This is a genomic window from Bacillus sp. Medicinal_06 (genome assembly GCF_056711665.1).
In genome coordinates this window covers 1-25,835 of record NZ_JBWYHD010000007.1, presented here as the reverse complement: position 1 = coordinate 25,835, position 25,835 = coordinate 1, and the positions used below count along the sequence as shown (strand labels likewise).

Genomic DNA, 25,835 nt, shown 5'->3' with positions numbered 1-25,835 from the left:
TTTATATAGTAACTTTGATTTTGTTACTCTACAACGACTCCCTAGTATTGTAGCCACCCATAAATCTTCCACATAAAAAACATGAAAATCATATATCCGAAGAAAGAATAAGAATGGTGCCAATCTTCACTATGAGTAAATAACCCTAAGCTTTCAGCAAACTGTTCCGATATACTTGCACAAATGCCAATCAGTATAATAAATAGAATTCTTGAGAATGTAGATAAAGCTTTGGCAATATGTAAAAAGAAAGTAGTAAAGGTTGGCAATATCAATAACGTAAAAGCAATATTGACCGAAAACGTATTTGGAAATGGTCTGACTGGAAAATCATACATTTGTATACTCACAAATAGATAATCTAAATATGTTCCAATAAAACAGGAGAAAATGATAGTGAATATAAATGCTAGGTAATTATTCTTCTGTTTCTTCTTCTCTGAGAAGGATATTTTTTTTTGTAAGGATTGCAAGTTCAATTTTTTCAAGTGTTTTGCAATAGTCATCCGCAATCTTTCCATTTATATTTTCTCCTTTATCAATGAAATAGTCTACGATACGCCAGTCCTCAAACCAATCTCCTGTTTCCGCATCTTCATGTTCTAAATCTTTCCACGCATATATTAGTTGAGGACTATATAAGCGAGTTGCATCTTTTCTAAGTTGACATTTCTTTGTTCTACGTTTATAAAACTCTCGGGAAAATGTCTCATTTACATCAGAAAATAAATGAGGCCAGTAGTCTTTTCGTGAAGCAGTATGTGAATGATCGTGAGCCCAATTTATTACTTTGGATAACATATGTTCGTTGCGAAACAATAAAGAGTATAATCGTTTGCCTAGTAGAATTCGTTCATGTAAGGAGGTGAAGTGTTTCATTGTATCACCAAATAACAGTGTTTTTTGTTTGGTGTCATCTTCATAATAGGGAAAGAGGATATGATTAAAACGAAAGAAGTCAAAGAGTTTAAATCCAATACTATTTAGTACGGCCTTTTTAAAATAATCATTTTGAATGACTTTTTTTTCTAAATAGCTTTGTTCATTAATAATCGTTGCTATAGCTAATGTATAGGGATTACCCGTTTTCCAAAAATGGTTCCACATCGTTTCCATAAACGTTGAGACATTGAGATGGGGTAGGAGGTAGAAGAGAGTTTTGGATCTTTTGAGGCTTTGTTCATATAGTAAAAATTGTGGATACACATCTTGGAAGATTAACCAGTTTCCCCGTTCTAAAAAAGAATAGTAGATAAGTTGATCTTTTTCTGATAACAGTCTTGTGTATAAATCTCCTTTTAAATCTGTCATATTCCAACCGCCATTACGTGATACCATATGTCCAAGTAAAGCCCAGTGTATTTCAGGATGCTGAAGGTAAAACTGATAATAAGCACGTGTTCTCGTCACGTTATTTTTGTTTAGTTGTTTTGTTTGTTTTTTAATGTTATAAATAAGCATTTTCTCTTCTATGGTTAATGCAGCCTTTTTAAAGGAAGCAGTACTGCTTTTACTTTTTTTCTTTAGTTCATTTTTTACATCTAAAAGAAAAAGCGGGATCGCTTTGGAAGACCCGTTCCATTTTCTTTTTTGATTGTTTTCATCCATTTTATTTCCCCCTGTTAACATGAATTTCAACAAATAGTTTAATAGAACGGTTACCATCATTTTATTACACATATTCCGAATAAATGTGAATTGTTTTTTTGGGGGATATAAACAGTGTAATATTTTTTACTATAAGCACGATAAGTCTTTTGTACTACTTCACCCTCATACAAATGAGGGATTCAATAAACGTGGAACTCGATTATATTCATAGGTAGGAAGCATAAAAAATGAAGAGAGGAAGAAAAGTATGAAAAATTGGGTTCAATTTAGAATCGCACGTCCAACAGATAAGTTTGAAGAAGTGATTACATTTTATGAGGAAGGTCTAGGATTAAAACGGATAGGTGAGTTTTATAATCATGAAGGGTATGATGGAGTTATGTTTGGATTGCCTGATGCAGAATACCATCTAGAGTTTACAAGGCATACGAATGGCAGTCCATGTCCAGCTCCAACAAAAGATAATCTACTTGTATTTTATATGATTCATAAAGCTGAGATTGAAAAAGTAACGAACAGGTTACATGCAATGGGTTATGGTGAAGTTGAACCAGAAAATCCATACTGGAAAGAAAAAGGCATTACAATAGAAGATCCTGATGGATGGAGAATTGTACTTATGCATATAGATAAATAAAGATAGAATAGTTATAAAAAAGGGTTCGTTTGTTCAAATTTCTACTTGGTAATAATCTAAATATTAGAGTCTATTTTGATGATACTGTCTTCAAAATAGACTCAATATTTTTTTGTGAGTGAAGATTTATATGTTTATAAATTTGCACTAATGTGGTCTGTCTTTTTCCTCACTAAAGCGCTTAAAATATTTGAAATTACATGTCTTCTTTTTCAACCATTATAGTATACTAGACTGTTAATTATTGTAATATTTATTAAAGGGTGAATGATAAGAAAATATGATATATTAATGCTATCTAATTATTTTTTAAGGGAGATAGGGGAAATGACAAAGAAAAATCAAACTGAAAATAAAGAACAAACGATTTTTAGCCATACAGGAGACACTATTGTGACAGAAGATAGAGAAATACAAATTATCTCAAGAGTAGAAGAGCCTCTTATTGTCGTTTTAGAAAATGTACTAAGTGATGAAGAATGTGAATCGTTAATTGAATTATCTAAACATTCAATGAAACGTTCGAAAATCGGCGCTTCTCGTGAAGTAAACAACATCCGAACAAGTAGCGGTACATTTTTAGAAGAAAATGAAATCGTTGCCAAAATCGAAAAACGAGTGTCTTCGATTATGAATATTCCTGTCGAATATGGTGAAGGTCTTCATATTTTAAAGTACACCCCTGGACAAGAATATAAAGCACACTATGATTACTTTGCAGAACATAGCAGGGCAGCAGAAAACAATCGTATTAGTACGCTTGTGATGTATTTAAACGAGGTAGAAGAGGGCGGAGAAACATATTTCCCAAAACTTGATCTTTCCATAGCTCCGAAAAAAGGTTCAGCCGTATACTTTGAATACTTTTATAATGATAAATCATTAAATGAACTGACACTTCATGGCGGTGCACCTGTTATCAAAGGTGAAAAATGGGTTGCGACGCAATGGATGAGAAGAAGAGCTTTGTTGTAAGATACAACGCGATTACGAGTTTTTGTGTATGTTTTTTGGGGCAACGTTTTTATCCCGCTATTTTAGGACAGTAACACTTCCACCTCAAAATTCAGCGAAAGCAATGTCCAGCTCTAGTGGCTAGAATCTCCGGTCGTTTCGTCCCCTCAAACGAGGCAAAAAGCGCCTCTCTGTCGGGGGCTCTAACGTCCTACGATTCTGAGCGAGCCGCTTCCGCTTTTCTAAAGAAGTTAGGTGAGAGATGAACTGTCCGTAAAAGCCCGATTGGTGAGGGCTAATAATCAGTAGGGGATGGGGAAAATCCCCACTGATTAAAGTTTCACTTTATGTGAGAGGAATCAGATTCCGTGTACATAAAATATACCTATAGATTTGTTAATAAGAATTGTTGTGACAAGTAAATTTACCGACTTTATTTTCAATCTACATTACAGTTAAAAACTTTAAAAAATTTCGCCTTGAGGATTATAATAAAGAGAGATTCATAAAAAAGGAGTGAAATAATTTGAAACAAGAGCTTATAGAAAGGTTTACAAGATATGTGAAGGTAGATACACAATCAAATGAAGAAAGTCATACAGTACCATCAACACCGGGGCAAATTGAGTTTGGAAAATTACTAGTTGAAGAATTAAAACAAATTGGTTTGACAGAAGTAACGATGGATGAAAATGGGTATGTAATGGCAACACTTCCTGCAAATACGGATAAAGATGTTCCTGTAATTGGTTTTTTAGCTCATTTAGATACAGCAACTGATTTTACAGGGAAGAATGTGAAACCACAAATTCATGAAGATTTTGATGGAAAGGCAATTACATTGAATAAGGAATTGAATGTAATTTTAACACCAGAACAATTTCCAGAATTACCATCATATAAAGGCCACACTTTAATCACAACTGATGGAACAACACTTCTTGGTGCAGATGATAAAGCGGGCCTTACAGAAATTATGACTGCTATGAATTATTTATTACATAACCCACAAATTAAACATGGAAAGATAAGAGTAGCATTTACGCCGGATGAAGAAATCGGCCGTGGACCATCTCACTTTGATGTGAAGGCTTTTGGAGCATCTTTCGCTTATACAATGGACGGAGGCCCACTTGGAGGATTGGAGTATGAGAGCTTCAATGCTGCAAGTGCAAAACTTACTTTTAAAGGAAATAATACGCATCCCGGAACAGCAAAAAATAAAATGCTCAATGCAAGTAAGCTAGCGATGGAGTTTCATGCGCAGTTACCAGTAGAAGAGGCACCAGAATATACGGAGGGATATGAAGGTTTCTACCATCTCATTTCTGTAAATGGTGATGTTGAACAAAGTAAATCACATTACATTATTCGAGATTTCGAACGTGATAACTTTGAGGCTCGTAAAGAAAAAATTACGAATATTACGAAGCAGATGCGAGAGAAGTATGGTGAGGAAAATATTATTCTTGAGATGAATGATCAATATTATAATATGCTTGAGAAAATTGAACCGGTCAAGGAAATTGTTGATATTGCGTATGAGGCGATGAAAAATCTAGATATTGAACCAAATATTCAACCGATCCGCGGAGGAACGGATGGGTCTCAATTATCATATATGGGCTTGCCGACGCCAAACATTTTTACTGGTGGGGAAAACTACCACGGTAAATTTGAATACGTTTCTGTAGATAATATGGAGAAGGCTGTTCAGGTTATTGTAGAAATAGTACGGTTATTTGAAGAGCAAGCATAAAGAAGAAGTCCGGATAGTTATTGATTACTATCCGGATTTTAATACAGAACTCGCCATAAATAAAAGGTCGCATAGGATTCCCAATCCTTCCATGCTGAAGCGTACTCTCTTATTTCTTTTTTTGTTGGTTTATTTTCTGATCCGGTTAAACGTTTAATGACATTATGTAGACCAACATCATCAATTGGAAAAGCAGAAGGAAATCTTAGACAACGCATTAAAACATAATTTGCTGTCCATGGTCCAATACCACGTATGTCGGTTAATGTTTTCTCAGCATTTGTTAGGTCGCTGTTTATGAACAAGTCTTTACTTAAGACACCTTGTGTCATGAGTTTTGCGACACCAATAAGATATTCACATTTTCTTATGGTCATTTTTAGTTCTGTTAGATCTTCTACAGATAGGTTGGCGATAACCTCTGGTGTCGGAAATATCCAATATTTCCGTCCATTCCATTCGATATGTTCACCGAAGGATTCAACAAAGCGTCTTTTTAATGTATAGGCAAATGTGAGATTAATTTGTTGACCAAGAATACCCCAGCAAAGTGCCTCAAATAAATCAGGAATTCCCATATTGCGTAGTCCGTAATACTCGTTGATTGGTTTAGATAGAAGTACATCGTTTTTTGCTACATCATAAAATGAGCTTAAATCCGTATCTAAATCAAACCATTCTCTTACATACCTCGCTACTGTAGCACGAACCCATTTCTCAGGCGGCGTTTTAGCACCTAAAAAGCGAACATGTATGTTTCCTTCATCATCTACACTTGTCTCGATTAACGGGTTTTCTCCCTCGATGGGAACGACTCTATAAATTTTGTTATTTTCAATGTGAAACATACATTCATTTGTGGAACGTGAAAGATAATGTAAATTTTGTTTAAAGCTAAATTCTTTCGGCACAAGTAATGTTATGCTTTCATTTTCATCTTTCCACGCTCTATATGGAAGCTCAGGACAACAATGTCTACAAGGCTGATAACCAGTTTGTACCGCTTCTTTTCTAGATTTAAAATTCCGATTGTTTTTTGGGAACTGCTTTTGTTCACACCAAGGGAAGCAATAGTATTTTATTGTTTTGTTACCAATAAAATAGGGAGCATCCCATTCAAAAGGAGTTGTAACATTCTTCATTTGCAACCACCTACAGTAATATTTTTTTCTAATGTTAACAATTTTTTTTCATTGTTAATCCACCTCTAAAACCAGATAACTCCCCGTTCTTTCCAATCACACGATGGCAAGGAATTGTAATTAGTAAAGGATTAGCTCCAATCGCTGTGCCTACAGCGCGTACTGATTTTGGTTTTTGAATAAGCCGTGCAATATCTGAGTAGGAATAGGTTTTTCCATAAGGAATTTCACGTAATGCATTCCAAACAGCTAATTGAAAAGGAGTTCCGTGAACATCAATCGGACATGTAAAGATTTCCCGTTGTTTTTTTAGATACTCTTCTAGTTCTTGAACATATGGTTGTAACTTTAAGAGATTCTGAACTAAAGTATGCTTTGAAAAACGTTTTTTCGTCCAAGTGGTTAATTCTTCAAAAGTTTGATCTTGAGATCCTACAAAGCATAATCCTGTTGATGTTGCGGCAATATACATATGCCAGTTTTCGTGAACAAATAGAGTCCAATATATAATTTGATTTGTTTTAGATTCCATTGTACTTTCCCTCGCTTGTATGATTCATTTTTCGATATTCAGTAGGGGTATACCCTGTTTTCTTTTTAAATAATGTTGCAAAATGTGCAGTGTTAGCTATACCCACAGCAAAACCTATTTCTATAATTGTTTGATTTGTATTTGTAAGATACTGCATAGCTTTGGAAATCCTTAATTGTTGCATATACTCTAGCGGAGTGATGCCTTTCATTTGCTTAAAAGTACGCTGTAAATGATAGGGGCTGCCATGACACCTATCTGCAAGTATTTCAAGAGTTAATGGTTCGTGATAATTTTTATCCATGTACTCTATAATTTGAGTTACCCAATCTTCATTAGGTAACTTTAATCCATTTGGCTTACAACGTTTGCAAGGACGGAATTTTTCGGATAGTGCTTGTTTTGCATTGAGAAAAATTCGTACATTGTCTTTGTTAGGTGTTCTAGATTTACATGATGGGCGGCAAAAAATACCTGTTGTCTTTACGGCGTAAAAAAATTTGTCATCATAGGAAGTATCGTTGTGTATAATCGCTTGCCAGCGTTCATCCGTCAAATGATTTACACTTGTTTCGAATTGTAATCTCTCATTTTGCATGGAACCACCTCCGAAATTAGTATATCCTGAAACAAGTACCCATGTACGTATTTATGAATGTAAGAGCAAGATTACAAAGGTGAAAATGATAGACGTTATATTTTGTGTTAGCATGTAAGCAGAAAATATAAATATAGAGCGAGTATGATATTATGCTACAGCAGCAAGAGGAGGAACAAAAAGTGAAATTTATTTCGTGGAATGTAAATGGTTTACGAGCAGTTATTGCAAAAGGTGGTTTTATAGAATACTTACAGGAAGTCGATGCGGATATTTTTTGTTTGCAAGAAATTAAATTGCAAAGTGGACAAATGGATCTAAATCTTGAAGGGTACCATGTGTACTGGAATTATGCTGTGAAAAAAGGTTATTCAGGAACTGCTATTTTATCAAAAAAAGAACCGCTTTCTGTTACATATGGCTTAGGGATTGAAGAGCATGATCAAGAAGGAAGACTCATTACATTAGAATTTGAAGATTTTTATATGCTAACGCTCTATACACCAAATGCGAAAAGAGGCTTAGAACGTTTAGATTATCGCATGAAGTGGGAAGAAGATTTTTTATCGTATATTAAACAATTAGATAAAAAGAAATCAGTTATTTTTTGTGGGGATCTAAATGTAGCACATAAAGAAATTGATTTGAAAAATCCAAAAACAAATCGAAAAAATCCAGGGTTTTCAGATCAAGAAAGAGAAAAGTTCACCCGGGTTTTAGATGAAGGATTTATTGATACATACCGCTATTTATATCCTAATAGAGAAGGGGCTTATTCATGGTGGTCATATCGTATGAACGCAAGAGCGAAAAACATTGGGTGGCGTTTGGATTATTTTGTTGTCTCTGAGAGGCTAAAAAATAAAATTGTTGATGCGAAAATCAATAGTGAAATAATGGGATCAGATCATTGTCCTGTTGAATTGAATATGGAATTTTAGAAAAAAAGTCGTATCTATCATCAAGATGAATACGACTTTTTTTGTTAAAATTTTTCAAATCATTCTTGAAATAATTTGTATATAGCTATATACTTAGTAACGATAATCATTATCAATGATAATGTTTATCAGTGAGTGAGGGAAGAAGATAATTGATTATCAGAGGAAGTGAAGTAAATGAGTTGTAATTTTAAATAGATGTATTGTAAGTGAATACATAAATAGAAATAGGATTTCATTAAAATAATATATTTAAAGGTTGTTAATTTAGAGAGGAGTATTTATAAGCATGAATAAGAAATTATTTACACTAGGGATGGTCACAGTATTAAGTATTGGTCTTGCAGCATGTAACAGCGCAGATAAAAGTTCAGGAGAACAAAAACAAGAATCAAAAGCAACTGAAACGAAGAAAGATGAGAAACAAAAGATTACATACTTAGGTAAAGAATATACAGTGCCTGCAAAAGTATCAAAAATTGCAACAGCTAGCTTAGAATCAATGGAAGATGCAGCTGTACTTGGCATTAAGCCAGTAGGAGCAATAACAGTAGGCGGACAATTACCGAAGTACTTAGCAGAAGATTTAAAAGGTGCAAAGTCTATCGGTGAGAAAATGGAACCAAATTTTGAAACATTACTTCAATTAAAACCAGATGTAATTACATCTAGCTCAAAATTCCCACCAGAAGCAGCTGAGAAATTTGCAAAGGTAGCCCCAACATTCCCAGTATCACATATTTCTACAAATTGGGAAGAAAACTTGAAGTTAATGGGAGAGCTATCTGGTAAAAAAGATAAAGCGGAAAAAATTATTAAAGATTATAAAGCTGATGCTGAAAAAGCGAAAGAAAAAATTGGTGATAAATTAAAAGATAAAAAGGTTCTTGTAATAAGACTAAGAGCTAGTAACTTGTATCTTTATCCAGAAGGCGTTTACTTCAACCCAGTTATTTATAAAGATTTAGGATTAACTGTTCCAGAAGAAATTAAAGCTGTAAAAGCACAAGAAGCAATCTCCTTAGAAAAATTAGCTGAGAGTAATCCAGATTATATCTTCTTACAATTTGAAGAGAGCGAGAATAAGGATAAACCACAAGTATTAGAAGACTTACAAAGCAATCCAATCTGGCAAAGTATTACTGCTGTAAAAGATAAAAAAGTATTTGTCAATACAGTTGATCCAATGGCACAAGGTGGTACAGCTTGGAGTAAAACAACATTTTTAAAAGAGGCGGAAAAAAACTTAGCTAAATAATTAAATAAGTAAGGTGCGTTGAATGATATGCGAAGAATGAATTCAATACCAATGGTAATTTTATGCTTAGCACCCATATTTATTTTCCTTACAATCATACTTTCTATTTTATATGGTGCAAAAAATATTGATTTTGAAACAACTTGGAATGCAATATTTCATTTCGATTCAAGCAATGTAAATCATAATATTATTATTACTTCTCGTTTACCAAGGGTAGTTGCAGCTCTTTTAGTAGGAGCGTTTCTAGCCATATCAGGAGCACTTATGCAGGGGATGACAAGAAACTATCTTGCATCCCCTTCTATTATGGGTGTAACAGATGGCTCTGCTTTTGTGATAACAATTTGCATGGTATTTCTTCCTGGAATGTCTTCGGTTAATATGATTTTATGTTCTATGCTTGGTTCAGCGCTAGGCGCAGGAATTGTTTTTGGTTTTGGTTCACTGCTCCGAAACGGCTTATCACCAGTTAGGTTAGCGATTATAGGAACTGTTATTGGTACTTTTTTAAGTAGTATTTCTGCTGCAATCGCATCCTACTTCCAAGTTTCTCAAAATATTAGTTTTTGGTATAATGCAAAATTACATCAAGTGGATCCAAATGTAATAAAATTAGCAATTCCTTTCGGTATCGTTGGGATTATTTTAGCGTTGTTAATATCGAAATCTATTACGATTCTTTCATTAGGAGAAGAGGTTTCTGTTAATTTAGGACAACGTACAAAGCTGGTAAAAGCGACCGCTATTATATCAGTTATATTCTTGACAGGGACGGCTGTTGCGCTAGTCGGAAAAATAGGTTTTGTCGGACTTATTATTCCGCATATTACTCGTTTCTTAATTGGAGTAGACTATAAATGGATTATCCCTTGTGCAGGAGTAATTGGTGGTTTGTTTTTAGCTTTATGCGATATAGTAAGTAGGTTTGTAAATTATCCGTTTGAAACACCAATAGGAGTCGTTACGTCTTTAATTGGAATTCCTTTCTTCCTTTATTTAATTCGTACAAGAGGAGGAGAGAAACATGCTTAAGGATTCAAGTCGGTATTATGTAATGACAATGGGGATTATTATACTTTTAATTTTGTTTGCTATTTATATAAGTTTAACAAATGGTACATTTGATATTACAATTGCGGATGTATTTCGGACGATTTTTCGGATTAACCCCGTACCTGAACATGATCTAGTAATATTTGACTTTCGACTTCCGAGAATCGTAATAGCTGGTTTAGTAGGGTTAGGTCTTGGAATTGCTGGAGCTGTTATTCAAGGAATTACAAGAAACGGTTTAGCTGATCCGGGTATTTTAGGTGTGAATGCTGGAGCCGGAACTGCAATTGTTATTTTTATGTTTTTCTTTCAAGGACAGTTGAAAAGTACGGACTGGGTTTCGATTATGATGATGCCAATGTTTGGGTTAGTTGGTGGTTTAGGTGCAGCTATATTAATTTATATGTTTTCTTGGCGAAATGGAAAACTAGATTCCCAACGTCTTTTATTAACAGGAATTGCGATAGGATCAGGATTTGGTGCATTTTCTATGTATTTATCATTGAAAATGAAAGCAACTGACTTTGAAATGGCTGCCGTTTGGGTTTCCGGGAGTATATATAATGCAAATTGGAAATATATTATTGCTATGCTGCCATGGCTCATTATCCTAATTCCTATAATTAAAAGAAAAGCCTATTTACTTGATTTATTTCAATTGGAGGAAACGAGTATTACGAGTTTAGGAGTTTCGGTTGAGAGAGAAAAGTCTATTTTATTATTAAGTAGTATTGGATTAGTAAGTGCTTGTGTTGCTGTCTCGGGCAGTATCGGATTTGTAGGACTGATGGCACCGCATATTGCAAAACGTCTCGTTGGTATTCAGCATAAGTATGTGATTCCTGTATGTGGAGCAATCGGTATGTTACTTGTCATTGTTTCAGACTTTATTGCAAAAACAATATTTACACCTGTGGAATTACCAGTTGGAATTGTCATTTCGATTATTGGTGTACCATATTTCCTATATTTGTTATATAAAGCGAAGGCGTAAGAGGAGTGAGAGAAAGTGAATGATCTAAGGGCTGAAAATTTAGAAACAAGTTATGAAAAGTTTACAGTGTTTCGTGATTTGAATGTAGAGATACAAAAAGGGAAAGTTACCACAATTATTGGCCCAAATGGATGCGGGAAATCAACACTCTTAAAAACAATGGGGCGCATTTTAAAACAAAAAAGCGGAAAAGTGTATTTGCAAGGGCAGGATTTAAATACAATTCCTACAAAACAAATTGCAAAGCAGCTCGCACTACTTCCACAAAACCCAATTGCACCAGGCGAACTGAAAGTGGAAGAATTGATTTCTTACGGACGTTACCCACATCGAAATAATGTGAATAAACTATCACCAAAAGATAAAGAAATGATTGATTGGGCATTAGATATTACAAAAACATCTGCTTTTCGTACGCGTCAAATCGGAAATCTATCTGGTGGACAAAGACAAAAAGTATGGCTAGCAATGGCTTTAGCACAAGAAACAGAAGTTTTATTATTAGATGAACCGACTACATACCTTGATATGTCTCATCAATTAGAAGTACTGCAAATTGTTGAACGATTAAACAAAGATCACAAATGTACGGTTGTTATGGTTTTACATGATATTAATCATGCAGCGCGATTTTCAGATGAGATTATTGCAATGAAAGATGGAAAAATTATTACAGCAGGAAGCCCAGTAGAAATCATTACAAATGAAGTATTAAAACGTGTATTTCATATTGATGCACGGGTCATGATAGATCCATATAATGGAGCTCCTGTATGTTTCGGTTATGATAGTGTGTTCCAAGAAGAAAGTACTGAAATATACGTAACTAGTTAAAATGGTAAGAGGAGGGGAGAATAACATGAATACGAGTATTGAAAAAAAAGATGTTACTATTTCTGGTGCAGAGCAATGGAAGATGTATTCGAAAATAGGAAATCGTGAATATCAAATTTATATTTCGAAGCCAAAGCAACCTGCTCCAGAACATGGATATCCTGTAATTTATGTATTAGATGGAAACGCATTTTTTCAAACGTTCCAAGAAGCTATTAAGATCCAATCAGTAAGAGCAGAAAAAACAGGAGTTGTACCATCTATAATTGTTGGTGTAGGCTATCCGATAGAAGGAACTTTTGCAGCTTCTGAAAGGTGTTATGATTTTACTCCTTCCGTGCCTTCTAAGGATGCGCTGCAAAAAACTGATGGAAAACCATGGCCTAAGTCAGGAGGAGCAAATGAATTTTTAGCATTTCTTCAAGAGGAATTGAAGCCGCAAATCGAAAAGGATTTTGAGATTGATAGAGCAAAGCAAACAATATTTGGACATTCACTCGGTGGATTATTTGCTTTACATGTATTGTTTACAAATACAAACGCCTTTCAAAATTATTTCATCAGTAGCCCATCTATTTGGTGGAATAACCAGTCTGTTCTTGAAAACAAAGCAGCGTTTATAAATGAATTGGACAGAGCGAGTTCTGAAGTTGGAGTCTTTCTGACAGTGGGAGCATTAGAAAGAGAGCATATGGTTCGAGATGCCACTGCATTATCAGAGCGTTTACTGAATTTGCAACATAATAAATTACGATTTGCATTTTATGAAGCTAAGGGGGAGAACCATGCATCAGTAGTACCAACAGCTTTAAGTAAGGCACTGAGATTTGTAAGTAATGTACTCTAATCATTGTTTTTAATAAATCACTTGAAAACTTCATTTGATTAGTCTATATATGTTGTCCAAAAGGTAAGCAGAAGCTTACCTTTTTTATATAGGAAATGACTATTTCTGTTATTGTAGCCGTATTAATATTGAAAAGTGCTTGGGGAGTTACGAAGCATTCCATCCAGATTTTAATGGAAGGGACACCTGTATCAATTGAATTATCCAAAGTAAAACGGGCAATTAGACAAATAGAAGGTGTACGTGATGTACATGATCTTCATATTTGGACAATTACATCGGGATTAGATGCTTTAAGTTGTCATGTAATGATTGATAAAAAACAAGATTATCAAGAAATTTTACAAATGATAATTAACATGCTAAAACAAGAATTCCATATTGAACACACAACAATTCAAATTGAAACTCTCAAAATTAAACATAATGAATTGGTCGTATAATGACTTGTTTTTCCTAAATAATATTGATTGAAAAGACCTATACTTTGTAGTATAGGTCTTTTCGTTTATATAGGGTATCACCATATGTATGTTTAATGCTATAATTGGTATACTCATGGGGGGCATTGTACCATGTGGATGAGGATAAACTTTAAGAAGGTGATAAAATGGATCATAATAAAAATGAAACGGTTACTAGCCATAGATCGGATAAAGAAAAAGAACAAATTATGAATAGGTTAAAGAGAATTGAAGGGCAAGTTCGTGGTATTCAGAATATGATTGAAAATGATCGTTATTGTGTTGATATTTTAGTGCAGATTTCAGCTATTAATGCAGCGATGAAGAAAGTTGGTATGGGGATACTGAAAAATCATACAAATCATTGTGTTTCTAATGCGATTAAAGAGGGTAATGGAGATGAAGCGATTGAAGAATTAATGACAGTGTTTGAAAGATTCTCAAAAGCATAATCAAACAAGCTAGTGAGTTAACTGGCTTGTTTTTTTGTATACCTATTGATGGTATGGTGGTTTTAAGTTATAAGGAAACGGAGATACATTTAGTGGGATGCATAGGGGGCTGTAAGAATGAAACAAGAACTACTGAAGTTAAAAAAGATTTTAAAAAATAATGACCTACGCCTATTCAATACCTTAGGGAGGTATGGTATTATTTATTTATAACCAATAAATAATGAAATAACAAGAGGAGGATATTAGATGGAAAAGTTAACATTAAAAGTTGAAGGTATGTCTTGTGGGCACTGTGTAAACTCTATTGAAGGAAGCGTAAAAGGGTTAAATGGTGTTGAACAAGTAAAAGTTCACTTAGCTGCAGGTACTGTTGAAGTAGAAATGGATTCTTCAATAGTTACTCTCAAAGATATTATTGTTGTAATTGAAGATCAAGGTTATGAAGTTCAATAAAGAGTTTTGAAACATAAAAGAAATCGTACTTAAATAGGTACGATTTCTTTTAACAAAAAAATATACTCTATAGCTGTATAAGGATAAGGAGTGAATAGCATGAATAGACAAAAAGAGACCACGTGCTTTAGGACTTGCAACACCGACATCTATTATGGCGGGCTCAGGACGTTCAGCTGAGTATGGAGAAGTATTTAGAAGCAACACATCGCTTAAATACAATTATTTTAGATAAAACAGGGACAGTAACAAATGAATAATAAGTAGATATTTTAAAAGAACACAGGTAATGAAAAAACAGCCTTCTCATAAGCGAGAAGGCTGTTTTTTTATTATTTTACTGCTTCTTTTAATTCTTTACCAGCTTTAAATGCAGGTACCTTTGAAGCTGCGATTTGCATTTCTTCACCTGTTTGTGGGTTACGGCCTGTACGAGCAGCTCTTTCACGAACTTCGAATGTACCGAATCCGATAAGTTGTACTTTTTCACCAGCAGCTAAAGTATTTGTGATTGCTTCTACTACAGATTGTACAACTACAGTAGCTTCTTTTTGAGAAATTTCAGCTGTTTGTGCTACATTTTTAATTAATTCTGTTTTATTCATATCTTCACCTCATATGTAAATAATGCTATTTAAGTTGTTATTATAACGTATAAAAGAGAAGAGAACAAGTGTACTATACGTTTTCTATTAAATTCTTTTTGTTAAGCAGTTACGGATTTTTTCTTTAATTCTGTTGTTTTACTTTTGGATTGCTCGCGTTTGTGATAAGCCAAGAAGTAAGGGAGCGCTACGAATAGTATACCACCGACTAAGTTTCCAAAGAAGACGATAATGAAATTCGGTAAGTATTCCATCCAAGTTAGGTGCCCTGCAAAAATGGCGGCTGGAATAACGAACATATTGGCAACAACGTGTTGAAAGCCAATTGCAACAAAAGTCATAACGGGAAACCAAATACCAATTATTTTTCCAGCAAATTCTTTGCTACCCATACTAAGCCAAACTGCTAAGCAAACGAGCCAGTTACAACCAATAGCAGAGACAAATGCTTGTACTGGTGTATCATGTAGCTTGGCCTCCGCAATCGATACCGTTTTGGCTAAAAATTCTCCCTCTGTTAATCCGACGATGTGACCGAAAAAATACGCGACAAATACAGCACCAATAAAGTTGCTAATTGTAACAATTAGTAAATTTTTTAATACTTTAGAGAAAGAGATTTTTTTGGAAAACCACGCAATCGATACGGTCATCATATTACCGGTCACTAGTTCACCACCTGCAAGAATAACTAGAATTAGACCGATAGGAAAAACGGCTGCTCCTAGAAAACTAGTAAAAGATCCCCAGGATTTTGGCATTGTTCCAATCACGTGAATATCAAGTAGATAACCTAGCGCTATGAAAGCGCCGCCAAAAAAACCTAAAATCATCATGGGAAGTAACGGTAAAAGTGCTTTTTTTTGGCCTGAACTTGCGGCTAACGTAGTAATTTCTTGTGGTGTATAGACAGACATAAACAACCCCTCCATATTTTTGATACATGACTCCATCCCATCAATGAGTTTTTCGTCTTATTGATGGTTAGATTGATAATTTTGGGGAACGAGTATAGACCCTCAATTAAAAGTTTTTCTCAGAACGTTAAGATGAGATTTTTCTCGGAACATACATAAAAACACCAAAAATGATATTCATCTTGGTAAGTAAAAATTACTTAGAGTTGTTCTGTAGAATTTTTCATCAACAATCAAATATAAATAAAAAGTACATGCATTGCAGATCATGTCGATAAAATTATGTTACATAATTCGAATGGTTTTGTCAATTAATGGTAAAAATGTAGGCGGTGTATTCTATGAAAATGATAGGTATATAGTTTTAACGTTTATATGTAAATGACTATAAGAGCTTCATTATTTCTATAAAATAATAAAACTGACTATTATACAAATCTATACCATTAATAGAAAACGTACATAAGTTATAGCATAACGAGTTTTTAAAACTCTAAAAATGTTATCAAAAGGAGAAGATAAAATATGAGTGGAAAATGTTCGAAACATGTACCTTGTTCAGTTAAAGGACAAACTCAAATTCCACTTAATGATGCAGATGCACCAGCTATCGTAAGAGAAACTGCAAGGGTGAAAATCCCAGTTGTTTTAGCAGAAAGAATCGTCCAAATTGTTGTAGAAGCAAATATTGAGCTTGAAGATGGAGCAGTAGAAATTAACTGAGTGTTAAAAGATGTATTTTTAACACAATGTAAACTTGTACCAGTTGCGTTCGAGGATTTTAATGACACAGGATACCGTGAAGTAACGCGAGCAAAATTATTTGTAGAAGGCTATATTCGTAAGAATATCGAATATGCTACTAGTGATTGTAATGGAAACCTTCGCTATCGAACTGCAAATGTCCCATTCTACGGTTTCGTTGACTTAACTGAAGATGATTTCCTAACTCCCCCACTTTTTGCTGCTGGCTCAGCAAGTAGATCACAATTCATTAATCCGAAAGACGGTGATTTACCTCGTTTGGACAAGTATTTCTTTGAAAATACTACTTTTTATAATGAACAACCGTACTGTGAATTAATACGTGCAGACTTTTACGAATTAGACTTTTCACCATGCCCTACACATATAAATGATGATTTTAAGGAAATTCGTGAAAAAATAGTATTAGATCTTACTTTGAAAGTTTTACAAGTTCAGCAAGTAAACGTATAACAAAAAAAGACATTCTCTTTTAATTCTAAAAGAGGATGTCTTTTTTATTGTTATAAGACATATATAATGTTGAAACGGTTATGTATATTTTAAAAATACATACACTTTTCAATTCATCAGTTAGGAAGTGATTGGTGATGAGCAATCCGTGGATCAGTAATAAAGTGGTGGATGAACTTTTTTCTAAACATAAAAAAACTCTAAAGAGCAAGAAAAAACATAAATTGATTGAAGAAAATGTGAAAGAGGATATAACGATAGAAGAGCACAAGAAAGCAGACACATTGATTGCAGAGGGTGTGAAAGAGGAAAAATTATCTGAAGAGCATAAGGAAGTAAATAAATCTCCAAATGAATTAAAAATAGGAAGTGCAGGACGTTCCATAACCGTGGAAAAAGCGTTTTCTACTGGTGCTGAAGTATCAAATTTTTTAAACCTACCTATTATTACTACCAATCCGTGGATTAGTAATAAAATGGTGGATAAACTTTTTACTAAACACAAAAAGATTCTAAAGAAAAAGGAAGCAGATAAATCGATTGAAGAGAGCGTAGAAGAGGATGGATCAGCGAAAGGGGACAAGGGAGCAGATAAACTGATTGAAGAGAGTATAGAGGATAGATCAATGGAAGGGAGCAAGAAAGCAGATAAACCGATTGAAGAGAGCATAAAAGAGGATAGATCGACGGAAGAGGGCAAGAAAGCAGATAAACTGATTGAAGAGAGCATAGAAGAGGATAGATCAACCGAAGGGAGCAAGAAAGCAGATAAACCGATTGAAGAGAGCGTAGAAGAGGATAACTCAACGGAAGGACACAAGGAAGTAAATAAATCTCCAAATGAATTAAAAATAGGAAGTGCAGCACGTTCTATAATCGTGAAAACCCCATTTTCTACTGTTGCTGAAGTATCTGATTTTTTAAACCTACCTATTTTAAGTAGCAAAGATGAAGAAGTATTTATATTTCAAAACGAAACGGAGAAAATGCTTTATGAATTAGAGGCGAAGATGTTAGCTACAGTACATCACTATCATGAAGAACCGTATTGTCATTTCGTTTCTTCAAAGCTTTTTGAAAATAGGGTGCTTTTAGAACTTGCGAATGTGGGAGATATAAGTAATTTTGAGGATAGTGATATAAAACAATCTTTCTGGACTCCTATGCATAACGTGTTGTCAAAAGAGAAAAAAGATAACATATCTAATAATTATATAACGACAAGACTTCCGATAGAAATAGGAAAGTTTAAAACTGAGATTGGTTTGAAAGAAAAAGTGATATTTCAAGAAAAAGTCGCAGGAATTAAAGGGATTTCGCAGGAGGTTATTTTGACGGATAGTAAATTTTTTTCACCAGAAGCTAAAAATGTAAAGCGAAATTCAGTAACAGTTGAAAAAGGCATTTTACTTGTGGATGGTTATATTTTGCAGCGTATTGAGTATATCGTAGCTTGTTCAAATGAGAAAAGTACGTCTCAGAAAAAAGTGTATCAGTTACTGCAAAAAATAGTGCTTGAGTTAATCGTTCAAATATTGCAAGAACAAGAAGTGAAAGTTGAAATTATGTAACTACCATTGACATAGTGTATATAAAACATTTTTCTTGACTTTTTATATACAGGCGAGGAAAATGGTAAAAAAGGAAGGAGGGGTGATAATGGAAGAGTACGTATTCGATCTTTATAATGTATTGTATACAACAGAGTGGCAAGATATTGTTTCATTTCTTGGGATTTTATTTTGTTTAAAAATTGTAATTGTATACATGGAAGAGCAAGGTATGTTCTATTCCTTTTCATCTCCGTCCGATTTAGAGCGGGAACCGTTGCTCTGCTATGCTAATATAAAATGGATGGAAATTCCTTTTAGTGCATTCTTTATGATTCGGTTTATAACGGCTATCGTGAAGAAAAAAGAAGCCAAAGAGGGAGATTGTAATCCGACTTGTAATGCAGCGTATTGTTTATAAGCTAAATACAAGGAGGAGAATAATATGTGGTTTCGATTTCTTATGATTGGTTTCTTTTCGTTAACAGCAATTTCTTTAATGGGATATCAAGTATCAGAGATTTTTCAAGCATACAGTGACATGTTTTCTAACAAAAACTAAGTGAATTGCTATTTTAATAATAAAGCGATAAAATCCTTCTTAAGAAGTTATGATTAAGAAGGTTTTTTCTTTGTTTAATTTTAGTGTGTCAAAGTATTGTCACATTTATACTGTTGATAATATGTTAAAATAGTGTGGTTAACTGTACATATGTAGAAGAGGAAGAGGGAGTGAACAATTTGACGGATCGATTAAATAATCAGAAGAGCTATGCTCCTATTGTGATAACGCTTTCTGTGATCGTCAATGCGATTATTTTATTTTTGTTTTTTGGACCTGTTGGCTACAAAGGAGAGGTGCATTTTGATGTAACAATTTTGCCGATGTTAAATGCAATTTTTAATAGCTTTACATTTGTATTTTTATTGGCAGCATTGTTCTCTATTATTAAAAAGAATGTAAAGATGCATCGAGGTTTTATTCTTGCAGCATTTACAACAACATTGTTATTTTGTGTCTCCTATTTAACGTATCATTACTTGGCACCAGCGACGCATTTCGGTGGAGAAGGAGTAATTAAATATGTGTACTTCTTTATTTTACTTACGCATATTTTCCTTGCAGCAATTATCGTACCGCTTGCATTGTTCTCACTTGTATATGGTTTTACAAATCAATTGACTCGTCATCGTAAGATTGTACGTTGGACGATGCCAATTTGGTTATATGTAAGTCTTTCTGGTGTTATTGTTTATTTAATGATTTCACCGTATTATCAGTAAAAAATCTCAGCCGAAAAGGCTGAGATTTTTTGTTAAAGCAAATATTTTTGTGAGATGAGCGAAATATGTTATACAAAAGTATAGTAATTTTTATAGTGAAAGGATGGATAGGGAATTATGCAAAATTTTGTGTTTCGTAATCCGACAAAGCTTATTTTTGGTCAAGGACAATTAGAGCAATTAAAGACAGAGATTCCCCAGTATGGTAAAAAGGTTCTTCTCGTATATGGTGGGGGAAGTATTAAACGAAATGGTATATATGATAATGTAATTGCTATCTTAAAAGAAATTGATGCAGAAATTTTTGAGTTAACAGGTGTTGAACCAAACCCACGTTTATCTACTGTAAACAAGGGAATTCGAATGTGCAAAGAAAACGATATTCAATTTATTTTAGCTGTCGGTGGTGGAAGTGTTATCGATTGTACGAAAGCAATTGCTGCCGGTAGTAAATACGATGGTGATGTATGGGACATTGTGACAAAGAAAGCATTTGCAAATGAAGCTTTACCATTTGGTACAGTATTAACTCTTGCAGCGACAGGTTCTGAGATGAATGCTGGTTCTGTTATTACAAATTGGGAAACGAATGAAAAGTATGGATGGGGCAGTCCAGTTACTTTCCCGCAATTTTCTATTCTAGATCCAGCTCATACAGCTTCTGTTCCGCGAAACCAAACGATCTACGGTATGGTTGATATTATGTCGCATGTGTTAGAACAATACTTTCATCAAGATACGAATACAGAATTGCAAGACCGTTACTGTGAATCTATTTTAAAAACGGTAATTGAAACAGCTCCAAAACTTTTAAACGATTTAGAAAGCTATGAGCACAGGGAAACGATTTTATATTGCGGGACAATGGCGCTAAATGGTATTTTAGCAATGGGCGTCCGCGGTGATTGGGCAACGCATAATATTGAGCACGCCGTTTCAGCTGTGTATGATATTCCACATGGTGGCGGCTTAGCGATTTTATTCCCGAATTGGATGAAACATGTTTTAGATGAAAATGTAGACCGCTTTAAACAATTTGCGGTACGTGTATTTCATGTAGAAGCAGATGGAAAAGCGGATAAGGAAATTGCCTTAGAAGGTATCGAAGCGTTGAGAAGTTTTTGGACATCTATTGAAGCGCCATCCCGTTTAGCTGACTATGAAATTGGAGAAGCGAAAATTGATGTAATGGCTGAAAAAGCGATGGTATATGGTGAATTCGGTCATTTTAAGAAATTAAATAAAGAAGACGTAGTTGCAATTTATAGAGCGTCATTATAAAGAATAAAAATAATTTAAAAAACCTTCTTGATATGTATCAAGAAGGTTTTTTGAGTGTTATTGAATGTTTGGTGATTTTATTTGATCGATTTTGAATGTTTTTGATTGATTTTTGAATTCGGTTTCATTATACTGTAATCAAAGGAGAGGTGAGTGATATGTTAACTCCTGAACGTCATCAGCGAATTTTACAGCTTGTGAAAGAAAATAAAGTAGTGAAATTACAACAGTTGGTGGAAGAAACTAAAAGTTCAGAATCGACAATCCGTCGTGATTTAGCACAATTAGAGAAAGAGCGATTATTAAAACGAGTGCATGGCGGAGCTGCTGTATTAACTGGAAAAGGTGAAGAGCCTACGATGGTTGAAAAATCAGCCAAAAACATTCAAGTGAAAAAACAAATCGCTAAATATGCTGCGTCTTTTGTAGAAAAGGGTGATTGCGTTTATTTAGATGCAGGAAGTACAACATTTGAAATGATTCCGTATTTAATAGAGAAAGAAGTTACCGTTGTGACAAATGGGCTTATGCATATTGAAGCATTAGTTGAAAATAATATTCGAGCTTATTTACTTGGCGGGATGATGAAGAGTCGAACAAAAGCATTAATTGGTGCAATGGCACAGGAAAGTATGCAGCAATACCGATTTGATAAGTGTTTCTTAGGGGCGAATGGTGTGCATGAACAGCTTGGATATACAACACCAGATCCTGAAGAAGCATTGCTGAAAAAAATGGCATTAACATTAGCGAATGAAGGTTATTTTTTAATAGATGAAAGTAAATTTTCTGAAGTTGCATTTGCGAAAATTGCAAGTATTGAAGAAGCGACAATTATTACAAATGTATTAGAAGAAGAGCAAGAAGAATATAAGCGAAAAACAAATGTAATTGAGGTTGATAAATGATGATTTATACAGTTACTTTAAATCCATCGATAGATTATGTTGTGCAAACGGAGTGTTTCAAGCTGGGAACTGTCAATCGAGCGGAAAACGATATGAAATTTCCTGGCGGGAAAGGAATTAATGTATCCCGTGTGCTTTATCGACTTGGAATAGAGAATACAGCGCTCGGTTTTATAGGGGGATTCACAGGTCGATTCATTGAAGATGTTTTGAAAAGTGAAGGTGTTAAGACGAATTTTGTTCATGTAGATGGGGATTCGCGTATTAATGTGAAAATAAAGGGGGAGGAAGAAACAGAGCTGAATGGTCAAGGGCCTGTTATTACGGATGGACAGCTTCAACATTTAATGGGCGAAATGGAAAATATGCAGGCTGGTGATTATCTTGTATTAGCCGGTAGTATTCCTGCATCGATTCCAAAAACATTTTATGAAACAATGGCTAATTTTGGGGCAGAACGTCAGATTAACGTCATTGTTGATACGAGTGGAAGTGCGCTTCAGCATGTAATTCAAAATAAGCCATTTTTAATAAAACCAAATCATCATGAGCTTGGAGAATTATTTAAAGAAAAGCTTTCGACAGTAGAAGAAATGATTCCATATGGCAGAAAGTTAATCGAACAAGGTGTGCAGAATGTAATTGTCTCTATGGCAGGAGATGGAGCTTTGTTATTTACCAATAAAGGAGTATACGAGGCAACCGTGCCAAAAGGAACGGTTATCAATTCTGTTGGAGCGGGAGATTCTCTTGTTGCAGGGTTTGTGGGAATATATGAAAAAACAAAAAATGTCGAAGAAGCATTTCGTTATGGTGTAGCAACGGGAAGCGCAACAGCGTTTTCAGCGGATTTATGTACGAAAGATAAAGTAGAGGAATTATTATCGCAAGTAATGATTACAAAGCGGTAGGGGGAACAGAATATGAAAATTACAGAGCTTTTAAAAAGGGATACAGTTATTATGGATTTGACAGCTTCAGCAAAAGAAGCTGTCATCGATGAATTAGTAGAGAAATTAGAAAAGGCAGGAAGGTTAAATAATCAAGCGGAATTTAAAGAGGCTATTTTAAAGCGTGAAATGCAAAGTACAACTGGAATTGGCGAAGGGATTGCTATTCCACATGCAAAAACAAAAGCGGTCAAACAGCCAGCTATTTGTTTTGGACGCAGTGTAAGCGGTGTCAATTATGAGTCGCTTGATGGACAACCAGCTCATTTATTCTTTATGATTGCGGCTAGTGAAGGTGCGAATAATACGCATTTAGAAACGTTATCCCGCTTATCGACATTATTAATGGATGAAGGGTTTCGTAAACAACTGTTAGAGGCAAAAAGTGAAGAGGAGCTTCTGCGTTTGTTTGATGAAAAAGAAAAGGAAAACGAGCAAGAAGATGAACTTAGTGAAGCAGCAAAGCCAGAAGGGAATGAACCGTATGTGTTAGCGGTAACAGCTTGTCCAACTGGTATCGCTCACACATATATGGCTGCGGATAGTCTCAAGGCGAAAGCGGTGGAATTAGGAGTTGCGATTAAGGTCGAAACAAACGGTTCTACTGGTGTGAAAAATGGATTAACGAAAGAAGATATTGAACGTGCAACAGCTATTATTGTTGCGGCAGATAAGCAAGTAGAAATGAATCGTTTCGCGGGAAAACACGTGATTCAAGTACCAGTTGCAGATGGTATTCGGAAATCAGAGCAGTTAATTAATCGAGCGATAAATCAAGACGCTCCGATTTTTAAAGGTGGAAAAGAAAGTGAAGAAGCAAAAGGGGTAGAACAAGAAAAAGGATTGGGCATATATAAGCATTTGATGAGCGGTGTAAGTAATATGTTACCGTTTGTAGTTGGAGGTGGAATTTTAATTGCACTTGCTTTTGCTTTCGGCGGAATTAAAGCAGAAGGTCCAATTGCAGAGACTCTCATGACAATCGGTGGAGGAAAGATGGGAGCATTTGCATTTCTTGTTCCGGTGTTAGCTGGATTTATCGCAAGTTCTATTGCTGATCGCCCGGGGTTTATGCCTGGTATTGTTGGTGGTTTTTTAGCAGCACAAGCAAATGCAGGGTTTTTGGGTGGGTTAATTGCCGGCTTCTTAGCTGGTTATATTGTAGTTGGTTTAAAAAAAGTGTTGGCAGGTTTACCAGTACAATTAGAAGGGATTAAACCTGTTTTATTATATCCGGTACTTGGTTTGTTACTTACAGGGGTATTAATGTTAAAAGTTGTAAACCCTCCTGTTGTTGCTTTAAATGAGGCCTTAACGGGTTGGTTAAATGGTTTAGGTGGTGCGAATGCTATATTATTAGGACTTATTTTAGGTGGAATGATGGCTGTTGATATGGGTGGTCCGATTAATAAAGCGGCATTTACATTTGGGATTGCTGCAATTGAGGCTGGAAACTTTGGTGTACATTCAGCTGTTATGGCTGGTGGAATGGTCCCTCCACTTGCAATTGCTTTTGCAACTACACTTTTTAAAGCGAAATTTACAGAAGCAGAGCGGAAATCAGGTTTTACAAATTATATTATGGGAGCGTCATTTATTACAGAAGGAGCAATTCCATTTGCAGCAGCTGATCCAATCCGTGTGATTGTAAGTTGTGTTGTTGGATCAAGTATTGCTGGTGCATTATCGATGTTATTTGGAATTACATTGCCAGCGCCACACGGTGGAATATTTGTCATACTATTAGTAAATAAGCCAGTGTTATATATTCTTTCTATATTAATAGGTTCTGCAGTATCAGCTCTTATGCTAGGGGGATGGAAAAAGAAAATTTCATAAAACTCAAAAAGGATAGCTACTTAACTACGTAGTTGTCCTTTTTGAGTTTTTGTGTCAGTAATATGTGAATCATAGTAAAATACAAAAGATTTATTGCATAAAAAGACATAATGTAACTAACATTTGTAATGTTTCGGTGTTTTTTTGTAACAAGATGGTAATACTATTACTTTTATTGCAAAAAAAACATATGTATTTGAAAGAAAAAAATGATTAAATCTCTTAAAAATACGTATAGAACACTCTTTTCTTTTATTCTACTTTATATTACAAAGCATTAATGATTGATTACGAATCGTTTGTAATTCTGTGATATCCTAAATCTCCTAAAAAACTGTTGCTATAATGAGGACACGAAAACAAAGCGAATGGAGGCTATTCATGAAAAAATTAATTGGTATAGCAGCAGCAGCGGTTTTTGGTCTTGGGATTTTCACTATTTCTGCACAAGCAGAAACTGTTGTAACAACAGAGGTATTAAATGTACGCGAGAACCCAACTACTGAATCAAAAGTTGTAGGAAAATTATTAAATGGTCATAAATTAGATGTTACAAATACAGAAAACGGATGGTCACAAATCAAATTAAATGGTAAAGACGTATTCGTAAGCGCAGAATTTACAAAAAGCATCTATTACGTAACAGCAAACGTATTAAACGTACGTGCTGAAGCGAACACAAACTCAGAAATTCTTGGTACGCTTAAGAAAGACGATATGATTGAAACAACAAGCCAAGTACAAAATG

26 protein-coding genes and 3 pseudogenes are annotated in these 25,835 nt (G+C 34.6%); 22 read left to right on the top strand and 7 right to left on the bottom strand.

Going from position 1 to position 25,835, the window contains the following annotated elements:
* Window positions 1–41: 41 nt before the first annotated feature.
* A complete protein-coding gene (locus AC1M36_RS17665) occupies window positions 42–521 on the bottom strand; it encodes a CBO0543 family protein (protein WP_336453145.1) in 480 nt (159 codons plus the stop codon).
* Window positions 418–1,608, bottom strand: a complete 1,191-nt coding sequence (locus AC1M36_RS17660; RefSeq protein WP_336453144.1) for a DUF2515 domain-containing protein — start codon at window positions 1,606–1,608, stop codon at window positions 418–420. The genes AC1M36_RS17665 and AC1M36_RS17660 overlap by 104 nt, the downstream gene beginning before the upstream one ends.
* A gap of 250 nt (window positions 1,609–1,858) precedes the next feature.
* Between AC1M36_RS17660 and AC1M36_RS17655 the strand changes: the two genes are divergently transcribed.
* From AC1M36_RS17655 to pepT, 3 genes are all read left to right on the top strand, one after another.
* Window positions 1,859–2,248: a VOC family protein gene (locus tag AC1M36_RS17655; RefSeq protein WP_336453143.1), complete on the top strand. Its 390-nt coding sequence runs from the start codon at window positions 1,859–1,861 to the stop codon at window positions 2,246–2,248.
* Window positions 2,249–2,575: 327 nt separating this feature from the next.
* Window positions 2,576–3,223 (top strand): 2OG-Fe(II) oxygenase, encoded by a 648-nt coding sequence (locus tag AC1M36_RS17650; protein ID WP_336453142.1) that lies wholly within the window; start codon window positions 2,576–2,578, stop codon window positions 3,221–3,223.
* A 505-nt stretch (window positions 3,224–3,728) separates the two neighbouring features.
* Window positions 3,729–4,961: a peptidase T gene (gene pepT, locus AC1M36_RS17645; protein WP_336453141.1), complete on the top strand. Its 1,233-nt coding sequence runs from the start codon at window positions 3,729–3,731 to the stop codon at window positions 4,959–4,961.
* Window positions 4,962–4,999: 38 nt separating this feature from the next.
* Here the strand turns inward: pepT and AC1M36_RS17640 are convergent, their stop codons facing one another.
* The 3 genes from AC1M36_RS17640 to AC1M36_RS17630 are packed head-to-tail and all read right to left on the bottom strand — an operon-like array spanning window position 5,000 to window position 7,233.
* Window positions 5,000–6,103 (bottom strand): DNA-3-methyladenine glycosylase 2, encoded by a 1,104-nt coding sequence (locus tag AC1M36_RS17640; protein ID WP_336453140.1) that lies wholly within the window; start codon window positions 6,101–6,103, stop codon window positions 5,000–5,002.
* 34 nt (window positions 6,104–6,137) lie between these two features.
* The gene (locus AC1M36_RS17635) at window positions 6,138–6,635 is read right to left on the bottom strand and encodes a methylated-DNA--[protein]-cysteine S-methyltransferase (RefSeq protein ID WP_336453139.1); all 498 of its coding nucleotides are present in this window, start codon (window positions 6,633–6,635) and stop codon (window positions 6,138–6,140) included.
* A complete protein-coding gene (locus tag AC1M36_RS17630) occupies window positions 6,625–7,233 on the bottom strand; it encodes a bifunctional transcriptional activator/DNA repair enzyme AdaA (protein ID WP_336453138.1) in 609 nt (202 codons plus the stop codon). The genes AC1M36_RS17635 and AC1M36_RS17630 overlap by 11 nt, the downstream gene beginning before the upstream one ends.
* 182 nt (window positions 7,234–7,415) lie before the next feature.
* Here AC1M36_RS17630 and AC1M36_RS17625 point away from each other — a divergent pair, with 182 nt between their 5' ends.
* From AC1M36_RS17625 to AC1M36_RS17580, 10 genes and pseudogenes are all read left to right on the top strand, one after another.
* Complete coding sequence (locus AC1M36_RS17625) at window positions 7,416–8,174, top strand: exodeoxyribonuclease III (protein WP_336453137.1); 759 nt, start codon at window positions 7,416–7,418, stop codon at window positions 8,172–8,174.
* Window positions 8,175–8,463: 289 nt separating this feature from the next.
* Window positions 8,464–9,432, top strand: a complete 969-nt coding sequence (locus AC1M36_RS17620; protein WP_479846079.1) for an iron-hydroxamate ABC transporter substrate-binding protein — start codon at window positions 8,464–8,466, stop codon at window positions 9,430–9,432.
* 27 nt (window positions 9,433–9,459) lie between these two features.
* Complete coding sequence (locus AC1M36_RS17615; protein ID WP_336453135.1) at window positions 9,460–10,467, top strand: FecCD family ABC transporter permease; 1,008 nt, start codon at window positions 9,460–9,462, stop codon at window positions 10,465–10,467.
* Entirely contained in the window at window positions 10,460–11,482 is a 1,023-nt protein-coding gene (locus AC1M36_RS17610) for a FecCD family ABC transporter permease (protein WP_431613432.1), read from the top strand. The genes AC1M36_RS17615 and AC1M36_RS17610 overlap by 8 nt, the downstream gene beginning before the upstream one ends.
* Before the next feature lie 15 nt (window positions 11,483–11,497).
* Entirely contained in the window at window positions 11,498–12,316 is an 819-nt protein-coding gene (locus AC1M36_RS17605; protein ID WP_336453133.1) for an ABC transporter ATP-binding protein, read from the top strand.
* A 25-nt stretch (window positions 12,317–12,341) separates the two neighbouring features.
* A complete protein-coding gene (locus tag AC1M36_RS17600) occupies window positions 12,342–13,163 on the top strand; it encodes an alpha/beta hydrolase (RefSeq protein ID WP_479846078.1) in 822 nt (273 codons plus the stop codon).
* A gap of 101 nt (window positions 13,164–13,264) precedes the next feature.
* Window positions 13,265–13,606, top strand: a pseudogene (locus AC1M36_RS17595) (cation diffusion facilitator family transporter); the annotation flags it as partial.
* A gap of 167 nt (window positions 13,607–13,773) precedes the next feature.
* Complete coding sequence (locus AC1M36_RS17590; protein ID WP_336453131.1) at window positions 13,774–14,079, top strand: metal-sensing transcriptional repressor; 306 nt, start codon at window positions 13,774–13,776, stop codon at window positions 14,077–14,079.
* Window positions 14,080–14,328: 249 nt separating this feature from the next.
* Window positions 14,329–14,535, top strand: a complete 207-nt coding sequence (copZ, locus tag AC1M36_RS17585; RefSeq protein ID WP_336453130.1) for a copper chaperone CopZ — start codon at window positions 14,329–14,331, stop codon at window positions 14,533–14,535.
* A 118-nt stretch (window positions 14,536–14,653) separates the two neighbouring features.
* Window positions 14,654–14,789 (top strand): annotated as a pseudogene (locus AC1M36_RS17580) (hypothetical protein); the annotation flags it as partial.
* Between the two features lie 78 nt (window positions 14,790–14,867).
* On the opposite strand, the gene AC1M36_RS17575 reads toward AC1M36_RS17580, so the two are convergent.
* Window positions 14,868–15,140, bottom strand: a complete 273-nt coding sequence (locus AC1M36_RS17575) for an HU family DNA-binding protein (protein ID WP_336453128.1) — start codon at window positions 15,138–15,140, stop codon at window positions 14,868–14,870.
* Window positions 15,141–15,241: 101 nt separating this feature from the next.
* Window positions 15,242–16,057 (bottom strand): formate/nitrite transporter family protein, encoded by an 816-nt coding sequence (locus AC1M36_RS17570; RefSeq protein ID WP_479846077.1) that lies wholly within the window; start codon window positions 16,055–16,057, stop codon window positions 15,242–15,244.
* A 525-nt stretch (window positions 16,058–16,582) separates the two neighbouring features.
* Here AC1M36_RS17570 and AC1M36_RS17565 point away from each other — a divergent pair.
* The 9 genes and pseudogenes from AC1M36_RS17565 to AC1M36_RS17525 all read left to right on the top strand — a co-directional run.
* A pseudogene (locus tag AC1M36_RS17565) lies at window positions 16,583–17,275 on the top strand (CsxC family protein).
* Window positions 17,276–17,412: 137 nt separating this feature from the next.
* The gene (locus AC1M36_RS17560) at window positions 17,413–18,846 is read left to right on the top strand and encodes a BC_2427 family protein (RefSeq protein WP_336453127.1); all 1,434 of its coding nucleotides are present in this window, start codon (window positions 17,413–17,415) and stop codon (window positions 18,844–18,846) included.
* Between the two features lie 88 nt (window positions 18,847–18,934).
* The gene (locus tag AC1M36_RS17555) at window positions 18,935–19,246 is read left to right on the top strand and encodes a hypothetical protein (RefSeq protein ID WP_336453126.1); all 312 of its coding nucleotides are present in this window, start codon (window positions 18,935–18,937) and stop codon (window positions 19,244–19,246) included.
* Between the two features lie 311 nt (window positions 19,247–19,557).
* Window positions 19,558–20,109: a DUF420 domain-containing protein gene (locus AC1M36_RS17550; RefSeq protein ID WP_420792365.1), complete on the top strand. Its 552-nt coding sequence runs from the start codon at window positions 19,558–19,560 to the stop codon at window positions 20,107–20,109.
* 117 nt (window positions 20,110–20,226) lie between these two features.
* Window positions 20,227–21,390: an iron-containing alcohol dehydrogenase gene (locus AC1M36_RS17545; protein WP_336453125.1), complete on the top strand. Its 1,164-nt coding sequence runs from the start codon at window positions 20,227–20,229 to the stop codon at window positions 21,388–21,390.
* 158 nt (window positions 21,391–21,548) lie between these two features.
* On the top strand, window positions 21,549–22,298 hold the full coding sequence (locus tag AC1M36_RS17540; protein ID WP_336453124.1) for a DeoR/GlpR family DNA-binding transcription regulator: 750 nt from the start codon (window positions 21,549–21,551) through the stop codon (window positions 22,296–22,298).
* Entirely contained in the window at window positions 22,298–23,209 is a 912-nt protein-coding gene (gene pfkB / locus AC1M36_RS17535) for a 1-phosphofructokinase (RefSeq protein ID WP_336453194.1), read from the top strand. The genes AC1M36_RS17540 and pfkB overlap by 1 nt, the downstream gene beginning before the upstream one ends.
* A gap of 12 nt (window positions 23,210–23,221) precedes the next feature.
* On the top strand, window positions 23,222–25,087 hold the full coding sequence (locus AC1M36_RS17530) for a PTS fructose transporter subunit IIABC (RefSeq protein ID WP_336453123.1): 1,866 nt from the start codon (window positions 23,222–23,224) through the stop codon (window positions 25,085–25,087).
* A 381-nt stretch (window positions 25,088–25,468) separates the two neighbouring features.
* The coding region (locus AC1M36_RS17525) for an SH3 domain-containing protein (RefSeq protein WP_479846076.1) at window positions 25,469–25,835 on the top strand (367 nt) is incomplete at its 3' end.